The 15,003-nt window shown below is 32.5% G+C and carries 15 protein-coding genes; all 15 read left to right on the top strand.

Going from position 1 to position 15,003, the window contains the following annotated elements:
- The first annotated feature begins 60 nt into the window (after positions 1 to 60).
- Positions 61 to 1,437 carry an AAA family ATPase gene (locus EOD40_RS12180; RefSeq protein WP_128195904.1) on the top strand — a complete coding sequence of 459 codons (1,377 nt, stop codon included), beginning with the start codon at positions 61 to 63 and terminating at the stop codon, positions 1,435 to 1,437.
- Between the two features lie 4 nt (positions 1,438 to 1,441).
- The gene (locus tag EOD40_RS12175) at positions 1,442 to 2,095 is read left to right on the top strand and encodes an RloB family protein (RefSeq protein WP_128195903.1); all 654 of its coding nucleotides are present in this window, start codon (positions 1,442 to 1,444) and stop codon (positions 2,093 to 2,095) included.
- A 148-nt stretch (positions 2,096 to 2,243) separates the two neighbouring features.
- A complete protein-coding gene (locus EOD40_RS12170) occupies positions 2,244 to 2,462 on the top strand; it encodes a DUF6500 family protein (RefSeq protein ID WP_128195901.1) in 219 nt (72 codons plus the stop codon).
- A 313-nt stretch (positions 2,463 to 2,775) separates the two neighbouring features.
- On the top strand, positions 2,776 to 3,549 hold the full coding sequence (locus EOD40_RS12165) for a Rossmann-like and DUF2520 domain-containing protein (RefSeq protein ID WP_128195899.1): 774 nt from the start codon (positions 2,776 to 2,778) through the stop codon (positions 3,547 to 3,549).
- On the top strand, positions 3,533 to 4,060 hold the full coding sequence (locus EOD40_RS12160) for a KdsC family phosphatase (protein ID WP_128195897.1): 528 nt from the start codon (positions 3,533 to 3,535) through the stop codon (positions 4,058 to 4,060). The genes EOD40_RS12165 and EOD40_RS12160 overlap by 17 nt, the downstream gene beginning before the upstream one ends.
- An 88-nt stretch (positions 4,061 to 4,148) precedes the next feature.
- The gene (locus tag EOD40_RS12155) at positions 4,149 to 5,081 is read left to right on the top strand and encodes a geranylgeranylglycerol-phosphate geranylgeranyltransferase (RefSeq protein WP_128195895.1); all 933 of its coding nucleotides are present in this window, start codon (positions 4,149 to 4,151) and stop codon (positions 5,079 to 5,081) included.
- The gene (locus tag EOD40_RS12150) at positions 5,068 to 5,652 is read left to right on the top strand and encodes a Maf-like protein (protein ID WP_128195893.1); all 585 of its coding nucleotides are present in this window, start codon (positions 5,068 to 5,070) and stop codon (positions 5,650 to 5,652) included. The genes EOD40_RS12155 and EOD40_RS12150 overlap by 14 nt, the downstream gene beginning before the upstream one ends.
- Positions 5,653 to 5,662: 10 nt before the next feature.
- Positions 5,663 to 6,202, top strand: coding sequence for a mechanosensitive ion channel domain-containing protein (locus EOD40_RS12145; protein ID WP_128195891.1), 540 nt, complete (start codon positions 5,663 to 5,665; stop codon positions 6,200 to 6,202).
- An 88-nt stretch (positions 6,203 to 6,290) separates the two neighbouring features.
- Positions 6,291 to 8,108 (top strand): BamA/TamA family outer membrane protein, encoded by a 1,818-nt coding sequence (locus EOD40_RS12140; protein WP_128195889.1) that lies wholly within the window; start codon positions 6,291 to 6,293, stop codon positions 8,106 to 8,108.
- A 91-nt stretch (positions 8,109 to 8,199) separates the two neighbouring features.
- Positions 8,200 to 8,508 carry a hypothetical protein gene (locus EOD40_RS12135; RefSeq protein ID WP_128195887.1) on the top strand — a complete coding sequence of 103 codons (309 nt, stop codon included), beginning with the start codon at positions 8,200 to 8,202 and terminating at the stop codon, positions 8,506 to 8,508.
- 152 nt (positions 8,509 to 8,660) lie between these two features.
- On the top strand, positions 8,661 to 9,182 hold the full coding sequence (locus tag EOD40_RS12130) for a hypothetical protein (RefSeq protein ID WP_128195885.1): 522 nt from the start codon (positions 8,661 to 8,663) through the stop codon (positions 9,180 to 9,182).
- Positions 9,183 to 9,333: 151 nt separating this feature from the next.
- Positions 9,334 to 9,807, top strand: coding sequence for a hypothetical protein (locus EOD40_RS12125; protein WP_128195884.1), 474 nt, complete (start codon positions 9,334 to 9,336; stop codon positions 9,805 to 9,807).
- Between the two features lie 167 nt (positions 9,808 to 9,974).
- The gene (locus EOD40_RS12120) at positions 9,975 to 10,493 is read left to right on the top strand and encodes a hypothetical protein (protein ID WP_128195882.1); all 519 of its coding nucleotides are present in this window, start codon (positions 9,975 to 9,977) and stop codon (positions 10,491 to 10,493) included.
- A 139-nt stretch (positions 10,494 to 10,632) separates the two neighbouring features.
- Positions 10,633 to 13,161 carry a PIG-L family deacetylase gene (locus EOD40_RS12115; RefSeq protein ID WP_128195880.1) on the top strand — a complete coding sequence of 843 codons (2,529 nt, stop codon included), beginning with the start codon at positions 10,633 to 10,635 and terminating at the stop codon, positions 13,159 to 13,161.
- Positions 13,162 to 13,284: 123 nt separating this feature from the next.
- Positions 13,285 to 15,003: a sodium:solute symporter gene (locus tag EOD40_RS12110; protein WP_128195879.1), complete on the top strand. Its 1,719-nt coding sequence runs from the start codon at positions 13,285 to 13,287 to the stop codon at positions 15,001 to 15,003.

Genomic DNA, 15,003 nt, shown 5'->3' with positions numbered 1-15,003 from the left:
CGCAAAACAACTAGAGATGTGAAAAAATCACTACATTTGCATAACTAAAAGAATAGAATTATGCTAATCAGATTTTCAGTTGAGAATTTTTTGTCATTTAGTGACAAACAATATTTTTCACTTTTACCAGGAAAAGGTACACTTAAAAGTGAACACAAATCAAAAAAAGTCAAAGGTGTTTCGGCATTGAAAACTGCTGTTTTATTTGGAGCTAATGCTTCCGGAAAATCAAATCTAATAAAAGCTATCGATTTTGGCAAGAAGTTAGTTTTGAGAGGTACAAAAATTGATACAAAAATTGATTTTCAAAAATTTAGATTAGATAGTAATTTAAAAGATAAGAATAGTAGAATTGAATATGAAATTCAGCATAGTGGAAAAAACTATGCATATGGTTTTGTATTTAACAATAATGAAATTACAGAAGAATGGTTGTATGAAATTGGAATCAAATCTGACATAAAAATATTTGAAAGGAATAAAGATTCTAAAGAAGTTTTTGACCTTGATTATTTATTAAAAGGCAATAAAAAAATTGAAGAAAAACAATTTATAAAATTTATAGCTAAAGGAACACCAAACAATCAGCTTTTTTTAAACGAGATTAGAACGAGAAAAGTAAAAGAAAATGTTTCTAAAATTGATGATATTTTAAATGTAATTGATTGGTTTCAAAATTCATTAAAAATAATTTTTCCAGATGATAAATACAATGAAGGATTAAAGTTTGAACTAAAAGAAGATGAAACACTTTTAACAACTTTCGAAGAGTTTTTAAAATATTTTGACACGGGAATAAATGGTGTTTGTTTAGAAAAAATTGATTATGAAAGTGTTGATATACCAAAATTAATTCTAAATAAAATTAAAGAAGAGTTATTAAATAAAAAATCAGAAAACTTTAGAGCATCTATATTATCAAATAAAAACACTACATACTTTTTAACTATTAAAGATGAAGATTTGATTGTGCACAAATTTATGACAAAGCATAAAGTCTTAGGTAATGAAGAATTTGAAAAGTTCGACACCAGTGATGAATCAGATGGAACAAATAGAATAATGGACTTTATTCCATTAATGATGGATTTATTAAAAGGTGACAATGTTTTTATTATAGATGAAATGGAAAGAAGCCTTCATCCTAATCTTATTTATGATTTAATTGACTTATTTATGTCAAAAGGCAAAAATGTTAATAGCCAGTTAATCCTTGCAAGTCATGAGTCATCTTTGTTGACGCAAAAATTATTAAGAAAAGACGAAGTATGGTTTGTTGTTAAAGATTTTAATGGATCAAGTAAATTACATTCTCTTGAAGAATACAATATTAGATTTGATAAAGAAATACGAAAAGATTACCTACTCGGAAGATTTAAGGCAATTCCAAAAATAGGAAATAGAAATAAACTTACTGTATTACCAAATCAGTCTTAAAATTATGCCAAGAGAAAGAGTAGAATTATTTAGACAAAGTAATACCATTGAAAAAGAAAAAATTATAGTTTTAGCTTTTGAAGGTAATGATACAGAGCAAATATATTTTGAAGAATTTAAAGATTCGGAAAAATTTAATGACGAGTTAATCTATTTACATTTACTAAAAAGACCAAAAAGGAATACAAACAGCGCACCTAATCATGTCTTTAAGAAATTAAAAAAAGAAGCTAAAGATGAGTATAGTTTTAATGAACATGATGAATTGTGGATGATTATTGATACTGACAGATGGAAAAACATTCCTGAAATCATTAATGAATGTAAGAAACTAGACAATATGTTTGTTGCGGTAAGTAATCCATGTTTCGAACTTTGGTTATTACTTCACGTTAAGAATATTTCAGATTATACTGAAGAAGAATTGGAATTAATCCTAAAAAATCTCAAAGTAACTTCAAAAAAGAATTATATAGATATTAAACTAACTGAAATACTTGGGGCTTATAATAAAAGTAATCCAAAACCAGAACAATTTATTCCTCACTTAAAAAATGCTATTGAACAAGCTAAAAATTTAGATTCAAAGAATGAAGAGTTTCCAACATTATTAGGTTCACATGTCTATAAAATCATTGAAAAATTAATAAAACACTAGACACAACAGCTACAACGGATTTGGGCAATCGGCTTAATGAAAAATTGGTTTTCATCCTTTCTAGCTCAATTACATCAAATACCTACTTAAGTTAAAGGATAATTCACAGCCTTTGCAACGCAAATAACCAAAACAAACTCCTGTAAAAATGAACGCCTCAATAAGCCAAAAGATAATAGCCATTTGTAACGAAAAAATTGAAAAGAAAGGAGAAAACGTAGGACTTTCATTTTATGCTTTTTTTGCTAATAAAAACGATAATCCCAAGCTTTTAATGGAAGTTGCCGAGTGGTGGATCATGAAACACCAACTGGATCATTTTGAAAAAGCAGTCAAAATTAGAGAAATGGTTCAAAATGGATTGTAATGATTTTAACCGCAAAAAAATTTAAACACAAAGTCCACAAAGTTTTTCGCAAAGGGCACAATGATTATTTCATAAGATTCGCAAAGCTTTGCGGTCTTTGCGTTGAATAAAAAAACTAATCTTTGTGTTCTTTGCGGTAAAATTTTAAACGCAAAGATTATAAAGCTTTTCGCAAAGTTCACAAAGCACAAAAAATAATTTGCGAATTTGCGGTACTTATTAATTTAAAACTGTGATAATCTGTTTAATCCGTGGTATCTGTGCTCCTTTTTTAATTGATTTGAAAAACGAGTTTTTTTGTTAATTTTACCACATGATTAAAGTAAGTATTATTGGCTCCGGAAATGTAGCCCAACATCTTATCACTACATTTCAAAACCTTGAAAAATCGGGTAGCGAAATCGAGTTGGCACAGGTGTTTTCCAGAAAACAGGAAGCACTGACACACTTACTCAGCCCGGAACAAATTATCACCGATTACAACAATTTACAGGAAGCTGATTTGTATATCATTGCCGTTTCTGATGATGCTATCGACAGTGTTGCCAGCCAACTTCCATTTAAAAATCGTTTGGTGGTGCATACTTCCGGCAGCATGCCTTTAACAGCTTTACATGACAATAATCGAAAAGGCGTTTTTTATCCTTTACAAACTTTTACCAAAGGAAAAGCAGTCAATTTCAAGAACATTCCTATTTGCCTGGAAGCTGAAAATCCAACTGATTATCAGCTATTAGACAAGGTAGCTAAAAGCATTTCGGACAAAGTACACGCAATAAATTCAGAACAACGAAAGGCCTTGCATGTAGCAGCCGTTTTTGTCAATAATTTTGCCAATCACCTTTATTCGATTGGGAATAACATTTGCCAGGAAAACCGAATCCCATTTGATATTTTAAAACCCTTGATACAGGAAACAGTTGAAAAAATAATGACGCTTTCTCCCTATGAGGCACAAACAGGACCGGCAATTCGCAAGGATCAGAAAACAATTGCAGCTCACGAAGCCTTTTTAACCAATGAAAATCAATTAACTATATATAAAATCCTAACCCAATCCATACAAGATAATGGCAAAAAGTTATAAAGAAATAATGAACGACATCACTACTTTTATTTTTGATGTCGATGGCGTACTTACCGATGGTTCCGTATTTGTAAACCCTGATGGCGAAATGTTGAGAACCATGAATATTCGCGATGGTTATGCGCTGAAAGCAGCTGTAGACAGCGGCTATAATGTTTGCATCATATCGGGCGGAAGCAACGAAGGCGTGCGTGTGCGTTTGCGTAATCTGGGAATTACCAATATTCATTTAGGCACACCGGACAAGGTGGAAACCTTTGACGAATACATCGATATTCACCAAATTAAACAGGAACACATTTTATACATGGGCGATGATATTCCTGATTATCATGTGATGAAATTAGTAGCTTTACCTACTTGCCCTCAAGATGCCTGCCCCGAAATCAAAGGGATTTCCAAATACATTTCACATAAAAATGGAGGAAAAGGCGCCGTTCGTGATGTGATTGAACAGGTCATGAAAGTACAGGGTAAATGGATGGAAAGTTTTGACGCAAAATACGACTAGATTTTAGATTGCAGTCCCGATAGCTATCGGGATAGATTGCAGATTTCAAAAACCCATAACCCATAACCCATAACCCACAACTCACAGAATGTCCTTCCTAAATCTCATTAGATATAAAAACCTACTGATGCTCGCTTTGATGCAAATCATTTTCAGATATGGTTTTTTGAAATTACAAAATATTGATTTGGCTCTGGCCGATTGGCAATATGCTTTATTGGTATTAAGTACGGTTTTAATCGCTGCGGCGGGTTATGTAATCAATGATATTTTTGATCAGGAAACCGACAGAGAAAACAAACCCGATAAGGTAATTGTAGGCAAATCTATTTCAGAAGCCAAAGCCTATAATATTTATGCCTTGTTAAATGTTAGCGGAGTTGCCATTGGATTTTATTTATCCAATGTGATTATGAGGCCTAATTTTGCCGCCATCTTTGTTTTGATAGCTGCAACCCTTTACATTTATGCTACGAGTTTAAAACAAATGTTGCTTTTGGGAAATATTGTTGTGGCTTTATTATTGTCGTTAAGTGTAATTATCATTGGAATTTTCGACCTTTTTCCGGCAACCGATACTGCTAATCAGGAAGTAATGGCCAGTATGTTTTCGATACTTTTAGATTATGCCATTTTTGCTTTTATGATTAATTTGCTACGCGAAATCGTTAAAGATTTAGAAGATTTCGACGGTGATTTCAAACAGGGAATGAGCACATTAGCGATTGTTTTTGGTGTCCCAAGAACAGCAAAATTAGTTTTCGTTTTGAGTTTTATTCCCATAATTGCATTGCTTATTTATATCAACAATTATCTGGTTGCTCATAATTTGATAGCAGCTACTATTTATAGTTTTATTTTTATTTTAGGGCCAATGCTCTATTTTAGCATTAAAATTTGGACTGCACAATCAAAAACCGACTTTCACGCATTGAGCAAAGTCCTAAAATGGATCTTATTCTTCGGAATTCTATCGATTCTATTTATCACCTTAAACATAAAATACCATGCTTCGAAATAAATTAAAATCATACCAAATCATCTTAGCTTCGGGTTCTCCCAGAAGGCAACAATTTTTCAAGGATTTGGATTTGGATTTCGAAATTCGATTAAAAGAAATTGAAGAAGTTTTTCCCCCGGAATTAAAAAGAGAGGAAATCACTAATTATTTGGCAGAACTAAAAGCCGCAGCTTTCGAAGGCCAAATAAAAGACAACGAAATTTTAGTTACCAGCGATACCCTGGTTTGGCACAACGAAAAAGCTTTAGGAAAACCAAAAGACAGTCAGGATGCTTTTGAAATTTTAAAATCATTATCGAATGCCACTCACGAAGTAATTACCTCGGTTTGCTTTAAAACCAGCACTAAAACAGAGGTTATATACGAAATAACCAAAGTTACTTTCAACGAATTAAGCGACGAAGCGATTGCTTATTATATCGAAAATTACAAACCTTTTGACAAAGCCGGAGCTTATGGAATTCAGGAATGGATTGGCTTTATTGGAGTTAGAAAAATTGAAGGCTCTTATGCCAATGTTATCGGACTTCCAGTAGACAAAGTATACCAATATTTGAGTAATTTAGCTTAAAACAAAACACATGAATTTCTTTAATAATTTTACAAACGAATCAATTGCGACCGGTATAGTAGTATTAATTCTGATTATTTCACGAATTATGTCTACGAAATTAGTACGCAAATTTGCCAAAAGCACTCACATCATTGAAAACAGAACTAATTTAGTTATTAAATACTTTCACCTGCTGATAAACATTCTGGTAGTTATTGCTTTGATTATTATTTGGGGAGTACGCCCAAAAGAAATTATTTCAGGCATTGCTTCGGTCGCTACTGTGATAGGTGTAGCCGGTGTTGTCATGATTGCCCAATGGTCTATTTTGAGTAATATTACCTCAGGGGTTCTTTTATTCTTTTCCTTTCCCTTTAAAATAGGCGATGTGATCCAAATTCTGGACAAAGACTTTCCTATTATTGGCGAAATTGAAGATATTGGAGCTTTTCATGTAACCTTAAAAAACAAAGAAGGCGAAACGATTATTTACCCTAACAATCTATTTTTTCAAAAAGGGGTTTCTATATTACCAAACCATTATGACGAAAAAGAATTCGTGGATTAATTCCTATAAAAAGAATGGTTCATTTATTATTTTATAGTAACTTTATAGAATAGGCTATTCTTCACAAAACCTTTTAAACAATTATATCATGCTATTTAGTAATAAAATAATTGTTTTTGTCATAATTCTTCTCTGTTGTCAACTTTCTTTTTCACAAGATAAAACAACGCAGAAAGACAGTAGCGCTGTACTTACCAGCGTATTAACTACGCCAAAAAACAAAACGGCTAAGTTTTTCCATCGCTTAATATTCAAACCTGCAAAGTCTAAAAAAGTTAGTAAAAAGATTATTGTTCCCAAGCATTTAAAGGTAGAAGGTAAAATTATTAGAAATATTATTATTACTACACTCGATCCTTTTGGGTATTCTGAAATTGATACTAATAGAATACCTACGCAATGGTCAGAAAAAACAGGAAACTGGGCACACCTGAAATCAAAAAGAATATCAATCAAAAACATGTTGCTTTTTTCGAAAAACAAGCCTTACAGCTTACTGGAAATAAAAGAATCGGAACGTATTTTAAGAAGTCAAAACTTTATAAACAGAGTAAGTATTACTGAAAAACTAACGGCTCCAAAATCAGATTCAGTCGATGTTTTTGTTCGGGTTCTGGACTCCTGGAGTTCAATTCCTAAATTCAATATTTCGAATTCAAAAACAGGCCTCGGACTCAAAGAGCGCAATTTTTTTGGATTAGGACATCAATTGGATTATTACTACTCCAACCGAAAAAGTGATGGAAAAGATGCTAATAACATGAGTTATCTGATTCCCAATATCAAAAATACATTCATTCGAACCGAATTTAAATACAGTGTCGATTTTGATCGTTATTATTCGAAAGGCATCACTATCGAGCGGCCTTTTTATTCTCCATTGTCTAAATGGGCAGCCGGAATTGCACTTAATCAAAATTACCTAAAAGACAGTATTCAAGATGTAGACGAAACCTATATTTCGCAAAATTTTAAATACAGCACTCATGATTTTTGGGGCGGAAGAGCTTTTCGTATTATCAAAGCAGATACGATTACGGAGCGTACAACCAATTTGATTGTTTCTGCACGATTCTTAAACATGGACTATCTAATTAAACCTTCAGAAACATTAGATCCCATACATTTTTACGATACTGAAAAATTACTTTTAACGGGAATAGGAATCAACACCAGACAATTTGTTGAAGACCGTTACATTTTTAAAAACGGACAAACAGAAGACGTTCCCATAGGCAGAATCTACGGAATTACGGGAGGTTATCAATACAAAAACTCCAAATGGCGTCCTTATTTTGGGGCACAAATTTCTTTTGGTAATTACCATCCTTGGGGATTTCTAAGCACCAATTTTGAGATAGGCAGTTTTTTTAAACAATCTAAAACAGAACAAAGTGCCATCAGTTTTCAAGCCAATTATTTTACCAATCTCATCGAAATTGGAAATTGGAAATTCAGACAATTTATCAAACCTCAAGTAATCATTGGCTTTAATAGAGAAAAAAGCTTAGGCGATTTATTGACAATTAACGAAAACAATGGCATCCAAGGCTTCAACAGCCCAGTTTATGGTACTCAAAAAATGATATTGACCTTACAAACACAATCGTATTCACCAAAAGCAATTTGGGGATTTCGATTCAATCCTTATTTTAATTACACGCTTGCCATTTTAGGAAATAAGAATAACCAAATCCACACGAACAAAACCTATTCGAAAATTGGAATTGGAGTCCTTATTAATAATGATTTTTTAGTATTTAGTGCTTTTCAGTTATCATTAGCCTATTATCCCAAAATTCCATTTCAGGGAGATAATATTTTCAAAACTAATGCGTTTGAAACTACTGATTTTGGGTTTCAAAATTTTGAGTTAGCAAAACCTAAAATAGTTCCTTTCAAATAAAACAAAATAAAATTTTATTAATTGATTATTAGTTAATTAATCAGTATATTTATACAAAAGAATCCTAATTTTTAATTTAAAAATTTTAAGTATGAGAAAACTAAGTTTTTATTTGATGGTCATGATACTATCAATATGTGTACTCCCTACAAGCACTTATGCAGCAGAAAAAAACTCTTCTGATACTCCGAAAGAAATGCCTGCTGAAGTTAAAACAATGCTTAATCGATTGAATGAAATTAAAGAAATGGACAAGTCTAACTTGTCTTCTTCTGAAAAAAAAGAATTAAGAACCGAGGTTAAAACCATTAAAAAGAATTTAAGATCATCTGGTCAAGGGGTTTATTTATCTGTTGGCGCTATTATTATCATTGTTCTTTTATTAATTCTATTACTTTAAAAATCAACAAAATACAACAACAAAACAGCTCATTCCAAAAGGATGAGCTGTTTTGTTTAACTCAAAATTAAACATTAAAAGGCTTTTTTGGCACAATAATTGGCTTTTAGCTAATAGCAATACATTTTAAATAACTTTAAAAACATAGAATTATGAAAACGTTAAAATTAATCGCAGCAGGAATTATATTATTAGTGACGAGTACAACAACTCAAGCTCAAGTTTCAGTAAATGTAAATATTGGAACTCCTCCAGCATGGGGACCAGTAGGATATTCTAATGTAGATTTTTACTATATCCCGGACATCGAAGCCTATTATGATATTCGTCTGGCACAATTTATTTATTTTGGCAACGGAAGATGGATACATTCAAGATACTTACCAGTAAGATACCGTGACTATGACCTATACCGTGGTTATAAAGTAGTTTTAAATGATTATCACGGAAGAACACCTTATGTATATTATAAAACCCATAAAGCAAAATACTATAGAGGTTACAAAGGAAAACCACAAAAATCGATTGGCGTTTATAGAAATGATTATGGACACGACAATAGACGTGATTTCGACAGAGGAAACGACAGAGGAAACAATTATAACAAACACAATTCAGGAAACAACAACCACGACCGCGGAAATGGTAATGGAAACGGAAAAGGAAAACATTAAATTTTAATCCCTAAATACTAAAGAAACGCTAATTGCGTTTCTTTTTTTTAGTCCTTTTGTAAATGTTAAAAAAAAGTTAACAAAAACAACATTGGCACACAAATTGGAATTAAATTTTAAAACACAGAATAAATTTAAAAAAGCAGAAAATATGAAAACTTTAAAATTATTAGCCGCAGGAATTATTCTCTTATTAAACAGTAATATACAAGCACAGGTATCGGTAAATGTCAATATAGGAACTCCTCCGGCCTGGGGTCCTGTAGGCTATTCAGATGTCGATTTTTATTATATCCCGGATATAGAATCTTATTATGATATTCGTTTGGAACAATTTATTTATTTTGACAATGGAAGATGGATACACGCCCAATATCTTCCAAAACACTACAGAAATTATGATTTGTATCATGGTTACAAAGTAGTTTTAACTGATTATCACGGAAGAACTCCTTACGTATATTATAAAATTCACAAGGCAAAATACTATAAAGGCTATAAAGGAAAACCTCAAAAATCAATAGGACAAAAAGAAGATTTCCATTACGACAACAAAAAAGACAAGGAATATAAAAAGTATTATAAAGAAAATCAAAAACATGAAAAAGGCAACAAAAAACACTAACTTTTATTGTTTTAAATTCTAAAAAAACTCGATACAGTATTTTATCCTTTTAATTAAAAAAGTTAAAATAAAGTTAATAAAATATTTTCGGCACAGTAATTGATATTCAACTAACATATTTATAAAATAATTTAAAATCCCCCAAATAACTCTAAAATACAGAAATCATGAAAACTTTAAAATTAATCGCAACAGGAATCATTTTATTTGCAGCTAGTACTTCTCAAGCACAAGTTTCAATTAACGTAAACATAGGAACACCTGCAGTAGTAGTTAGACCAGCCTGGGTACCTCAAAACCACGTAAACGTAGATTTTTATTACATCCCTGAAATCGAATCTTATTATGATGTAAGTGCCGGATTATATGTTTATTTAGACAACGGAAACTGGTGTCGTACAAGATACGTTCCAGTACGATACAGAGGTTGTGATTTAAATAACGCACGTCGAATTGAATTAAGAGGTTACCACGGAAGCAGACCTTATACTTACTACAACAATCACAACGTTAGATATTATGATAACAGAAATTACAATACAAGATATGTAGAGGGTCGTCGTTATAACAACAACCGTTATGCTGACAACTACAGATCCTATGATAGAAGAGATGACAGAAATGATAGATACGACAGAGATGACAGACATGATAGAGGAAATCACAACGGTCACAGAAATCACTAATCGATTCTTATAAAACAAAAAAAGGCGAATTTCAATTTGGAATTCGCCTTTCTACTTTGATAAGACATTCTATAAAGAAAATAAGAATGATTTTATTCCAAAAAAATAATTACTACATTTGAGCTTATTGTGATAAATTATGCAAAAAACACTTAAAAATAGAATTCTATTTATCTTCATATCCCTATTGTTCTTTCAGTTCACATCAGCACAAAAACCTCAAAAATTGAATGCTGTTGAAATTTACAACCAAATTCAGAAGTTGAATTTTTTAGGAAGTGTACTTTATATTGCAGCCCATCCCGATGACGAAAACACCCGATTGATTTCTTATTTATCAAATGAAAAAAAGGCAAGAACCGCTTATTTGTCATTGACTCGTGGTGATGGAGGGCAAAATTTAATAGGCCCTGAATTAAGAGAATTATTAGGAGTTATTCGCACTCAGGAACTTATAGAAGCGAGAAAAATAGATGGTGGAGAACAGTTTTTTTCACGTGCCAATGATTTTGGTTTTTCTAAAAACCCAGATGAGACTTTCGAAATTTGGGATAGAGAAAAAGTTTTAGCCGACGTAGTTTGGACAATTAGAAAATTCCAACCTGATGTAATTATCAATCGCTTTGACCATCGCACTTCAGGAACCACACATGGACATCATACCGCTTCGGCAATTTTAAGTTATGAAAGTTTTAAATTATCCAATAATCCAAAACGTTTTCCAGAACAATTAAAATGGTACAGTCCGTGGCAACCCAAACGCTTATTCTTTAATGCGTCTATAAACTTTTACGGAAGTCAGGAAAAATTTGACCAGGCTGATAAATCTAAATTAATTAGTCTCGAAACTGGTGCCTATTATCCTGAATTAGGAAAATCCAATCAAGAAATTGCCGCTTTAAGTCGGAGCAGTCATAAATCACAGGGCTTTGGAAGTACCGGAAATCGCGGTAAAGAAACCGAATATTTAGAGCTCATTAACGGAGAAAAATTAAACGATAAATCAAATATTTTTGATGGTATTGACACGAGCTGGAATCGCGTAAAAGATGGGAAAGCAATTGGTGAATTACTTAGCCAAATTGAATCCCAATTCAATTTTTCTAATCCATCGGCTTCTATTCCTGATTTAATCAAAGTCTACCAAATGATTTCCTCTTTAGACGAAAATCATTGGAAACCAATAAAACTCGAAGAACTTAAAACCATTATTGCCAGCTGTACCGGATTGTATCTTGAAGCTGTCTCCAATGTACAACAAGCAACGCCGGGAAGTACTATTAAACTACGATTAGAAGCTATTAACCGAAGTGCTGTTCCGATGGAATTAAGCAGCATAGACATTTTTCCGAATCAAAAAAACAGCGTTTTAAACAAACCATTAAACAACAATATTGCAGAAAAAAATTCTATCGATTTAGAATTACCTGAAAATTTAGAATACAGCCAACCTTATTGGCTAAAACACAAAGGAACAACAGGAATGTATCAGGTTTCGGAACAACAAAACATTGGAATTCCTGATATTATAAGAGATGTTAAACTACAATTTAACATTAAAATAAACGATGTAAACATTCCTTTTGAGCGCGATATTGTCTATAAATACAATGACAAAGTAAAAGGAGAAATGTATAACTACCTCGATATTATTCCTGAGGTAAGCACCCGAATTCTGGATCAGATTTCCTTTTTTAATGATGGAAAAACAAAAAAAATGGCCGTTCAGGTCAAAGCGGGAAAAGACAATATTGATGGTAGTGTACAATTAGAATTAGCGGATAATTGGCAAGTATCTCCCGCAACAATTGCTGTAAAATTAGACAAAAAAGAAAGTGAAAAAACGGTATATTTTGACGTTACTCCTCCTGAAAATCCATCGGAAATAACAGCTAAAAGCAGTGTGACTATCAATAACAAAAAGCTCGAAAAAGAACAAATTATTATCAATTACGATCATATTTCAAAACAACAGGTTTTGATGCCTGCCGAAGCCAAATTTAAAAAACTGGATTTAAAAACCACTAACGAAAGAATTGGCTACATTATGGGAGCCGGCGATGAAGTTCCTGAATGTTTAAACCAGATGGGCTACACTGTTAGCTTACTGACTTCAGAAGAAATCAACTCCAGAAGTTTAACTAATTTTGATGTAATCATAACTGGAATCCGAGCTTATAATACCTTGCCTGGCTTAAAAAACAGACAACATTTGTTGCTTGAATTTGTAAAAAAAGGAAAAACCATGATTGTACAATACAATACGCCAGATGGAAACATTCCTACTAACATTGCTCCCTACCCTTTGACTATCTCTCAAGACAGAGTCACTGATGAAAATGCAGCAGTGGAATTCCTTGTACCGAATCATACTGTTTTAAATTATCCAAATCAAATTACACCAAAAGATTTTAAAGGATGGACACAGGAACAGGGTTTGTATTACCCAAATGAATTCGATGCTGCCTTCACTCCTATTTTCTCTTCTCATGACAAAGGGGAAACTCCTAAAAAAGGAGCTTTATTAATTGCAACTTATGGAAAGGGACAATACATTTATACCGGTTTGAGTTTATTTCGAGAATTGCCAATGGGAGTCTCAGGAGCCTATCGATTAATGGCAAACATGATTGCGTTAAAAACTCCTGAATCCGTTAACCCTGAATAATAAAGAAATAAAATGGGACTAAAAAAAGAAAAAAACTGGAAAATAAATTATACCTGGGTACTAGTTGCAAATGCAATATACATCATGATTTTTTATTTAATAATGAAATTATACTCTTAAGCCATGCAATTATTTGACTGGATTGTACTTATTATAACCTTGCTCTTTATTGTAGTTTATGGTGCTTGGAAAACCAAAGGAAGTAAAAACGTGGAAGATTTTATCCTGGGAAGTAATGAAACTCCCTGGCATACTGTAGGTCTTTCGGTAATGGCTACCCAAGCAAGTGCCATTACCTTTCTTTCCACACCGGGACAGGCCTATCATGACGGAATGGGCTTTGTGCAATTTTATTTTGGACTCCCAATTGCCATGATTGTTATTTGTGTAACTTTTATTCCTATTTACCATAAATACAAAGTTTTTACAGCTTATGAATACCTCGAAAAACGATTTGATTTAAGAACCCGCTCTCTGGCAGCTATACTTTTCTTAGTTCAAAGAGGATTAGGAACAGGATTAACCATTTATGCTCCCGCCATTATTTTATCGGCATTATTGGGTTGGAATCTAACTTATATGAATATTGTAATTGGTATTTTAGTTATCATTTACACGGTTTCAGGAGGAACTAAAGCGGTAAACGTAACCCAAAAACAACAGATGTTTGTGATTATGTCCGGAATGTTTATTACTTTTTTTCTCATACTCCACTTCTTACCTAACGATATGACTTTCACTAATGCGCTACACATTGCTGGAGCGAATGGTAAGATGGACATTGTTGACTTTTCTACCGATCCTGAAGAAAAATACACCATTTGGAGCGGAATAACAGGTGGTTTTTTCCTGGCTTTGGCTTATTTTGGAACCGATCAATCTCAGGTAGGCCGTTATTTATCGGGGAAATCAGTTCGTGAAAGTCAGATGGGATTAATCATGAATGGTTTCTTAAAAGTTCCAATGCAGTTCTTTATATTACTGACAGGTGTTATGGTTTTTGTTTTCTTCCAATTCAATCCTGTTCCTTTAAATTTCAATCCTAATAATAAAACACTGATTGAAAAATCTAAATATAAAAACGAATACCACGCCTTAGAAAAAAAACTTGCACTTCTCTCAGAAGACAAAAAAGTAATCAACCTCTTGTATATCGATCAGTTGAATCAGGACTACGATAATCCGATTCTTAGAAAAGAATTAGTTGCCATTTCGACCAAAGAAAAAGATCTAAGAGATCATGCGAAAGATATTATTTTAAAAGTTGATAGCGGAAGTGAAACAAACGACAAAGATTATGTTTTCTTCCATTTTATCCTGCATTATTTACCCAAAGGCTTAATTGGATTATTGCTTGCGGTAATTATTTCGGCAGCCATGTCTTCAACGGCTTCGGGACTCACCGCCTTAGCTTCTACAACGGCTATAGACATTTATAAACGAAATTTAAAAGACCCTAAAACAGAAAAACATTATTTGAATGCTACTAAGTTTTTTACCTTGTTTTGGGGAATCATAGCCATTCTTTTTGCTTGTGTGGGAACTCTTTTTGAAAATTTGATTCAATTAGTAAACATCATCGGGTCTATATTTTACGGAACCGTATTAGGGATTTTCTTAGTTGGTTTTTACTTCAAATTTGTAAAAGCCAAAGCTATTTTTTATGCTGCTTTTATTAGCCAGTTAACCATCTTTGTTATTTATTATTTTGCTATTTACATCTACCCAAGTGGCGATGAAAAATTAGGTTATTTGTGGCTGAATTTTATTGGAGCTTTAATGACAATTATACTTTCGGCAATACTGCAAGTAACTATCTTTAAGAAAGCAACGATTAAATAA

This window comes from Flavobacterium sufflavum, from assembly GCF_004016525.1.
Lineage (GTDB): Bacteria > Bacteroidota > Bacteroidia > Flavobacteriales > Flavobacteriaceae > Flavobacterium > Flavobacterium sufflavum.
Note: the sequence above shows the minus strand (reverse complement) of the source record. Positions and strands in the feature narration are given on the sequence as shown.

Coding starts and splice junctions, on each gene's coding strand:
- EOD40_RS12160 (WP_128195897.1), top strand. CDS start 3,533: ATGGCAAAAAGTTATAAAGAAATAATGAACGACATCACTACTTTTATT.
- EOD40_RS12170 (WP_128195901.1), top strand. CDS start 2,244: ATGAACGCCTCAATAAGCCAAAAGATAATAGCCATTTGTAACGAAAAA.
- EOD40_RS12165 (WP_128195899.1), top strand. CDS start 2,776: ATGATTAAAGTAAGTATTATTGGCTCCGGAAATGTAGCCCAACATCTT.
- EOD40_RS12125 (WP_128195884.1), top strand. CDS start 9,334: ATGAAAACTTTAAAATTATTAGCCGCAGGAATTATTCTCTTATTAAAC.
- EOD40_RS12175 (WP_128195903.1), top strand. CDS start 1,442: ATGCCAAGAGAAAGAGTAGAATTATTTAGACAAAGTAATACCATTGAA.
- EOD40_RS12180 (WP_128195904.1), top strand. CDS start 61: ATGCTAATCAGATTTTCAGTTGAGAATTTTTTGTCATTTAGTGACAAA.
- EOD40_RS12140 (WP_128195889.1), top strand. CDS start 6,291: ATGCTATTTAGTAATAAAATAATTGTTTTTGTCATAATTCTTCTCTGT.
- EOD40_RS12120 (WP_128195882.1), top strand. CDS start 9,975: ATGAAAACTTTAAAATTAATCGCAACAGGAATCATTTTATTTGCAGCT.
- EOD40_RS12155 (WP_128195895.1), top strand. CDS start 4,149: ATGTCCTTCCTAAATCTCATTAGATATAAAAACCTACTGATGCTCGCT.
- EOD40_RS12135 (WP_128195887.1), top strand. CDS start 8,200: ATGAGAAAACTAAGTTTTTATTTGATGGTCATGATACTATCAATATGT.
- EOD40_RS12110 (WP_128195879.1), top strand. CDS start 13,285: ATGCAATTATTTGACTGGATTGTACTTATTATAACCTTGCTCTTTATT.
- EOD40_RS12145 (WP_128195891.1), top strand. CDS start 5,663: ATGAATTTCTTTAATAATTTTACAAACGAATCAATTGCGACCGGTATA.
- EOD40_RS12115 (WP_128195880.1), top strand. CDS start 10,633: ATGCAAAAAACACTTAAAAATAGAATTCTATTTATCTTCATATCCCTA.
- EOD40_RS12150 (WP_128195893.1), top strand. CDS start 5,068: ATGCTTCGAAATAAATTAAAATCATACCAAATCATCTTAGCTTCGGGT.
- EOD40_RS12130 (WP_128195885.1), top strand. CDS start 8,661: ATGAAAACGTTAAAATTAATCGCAGCAGGAATTATATTATTAGTGACG.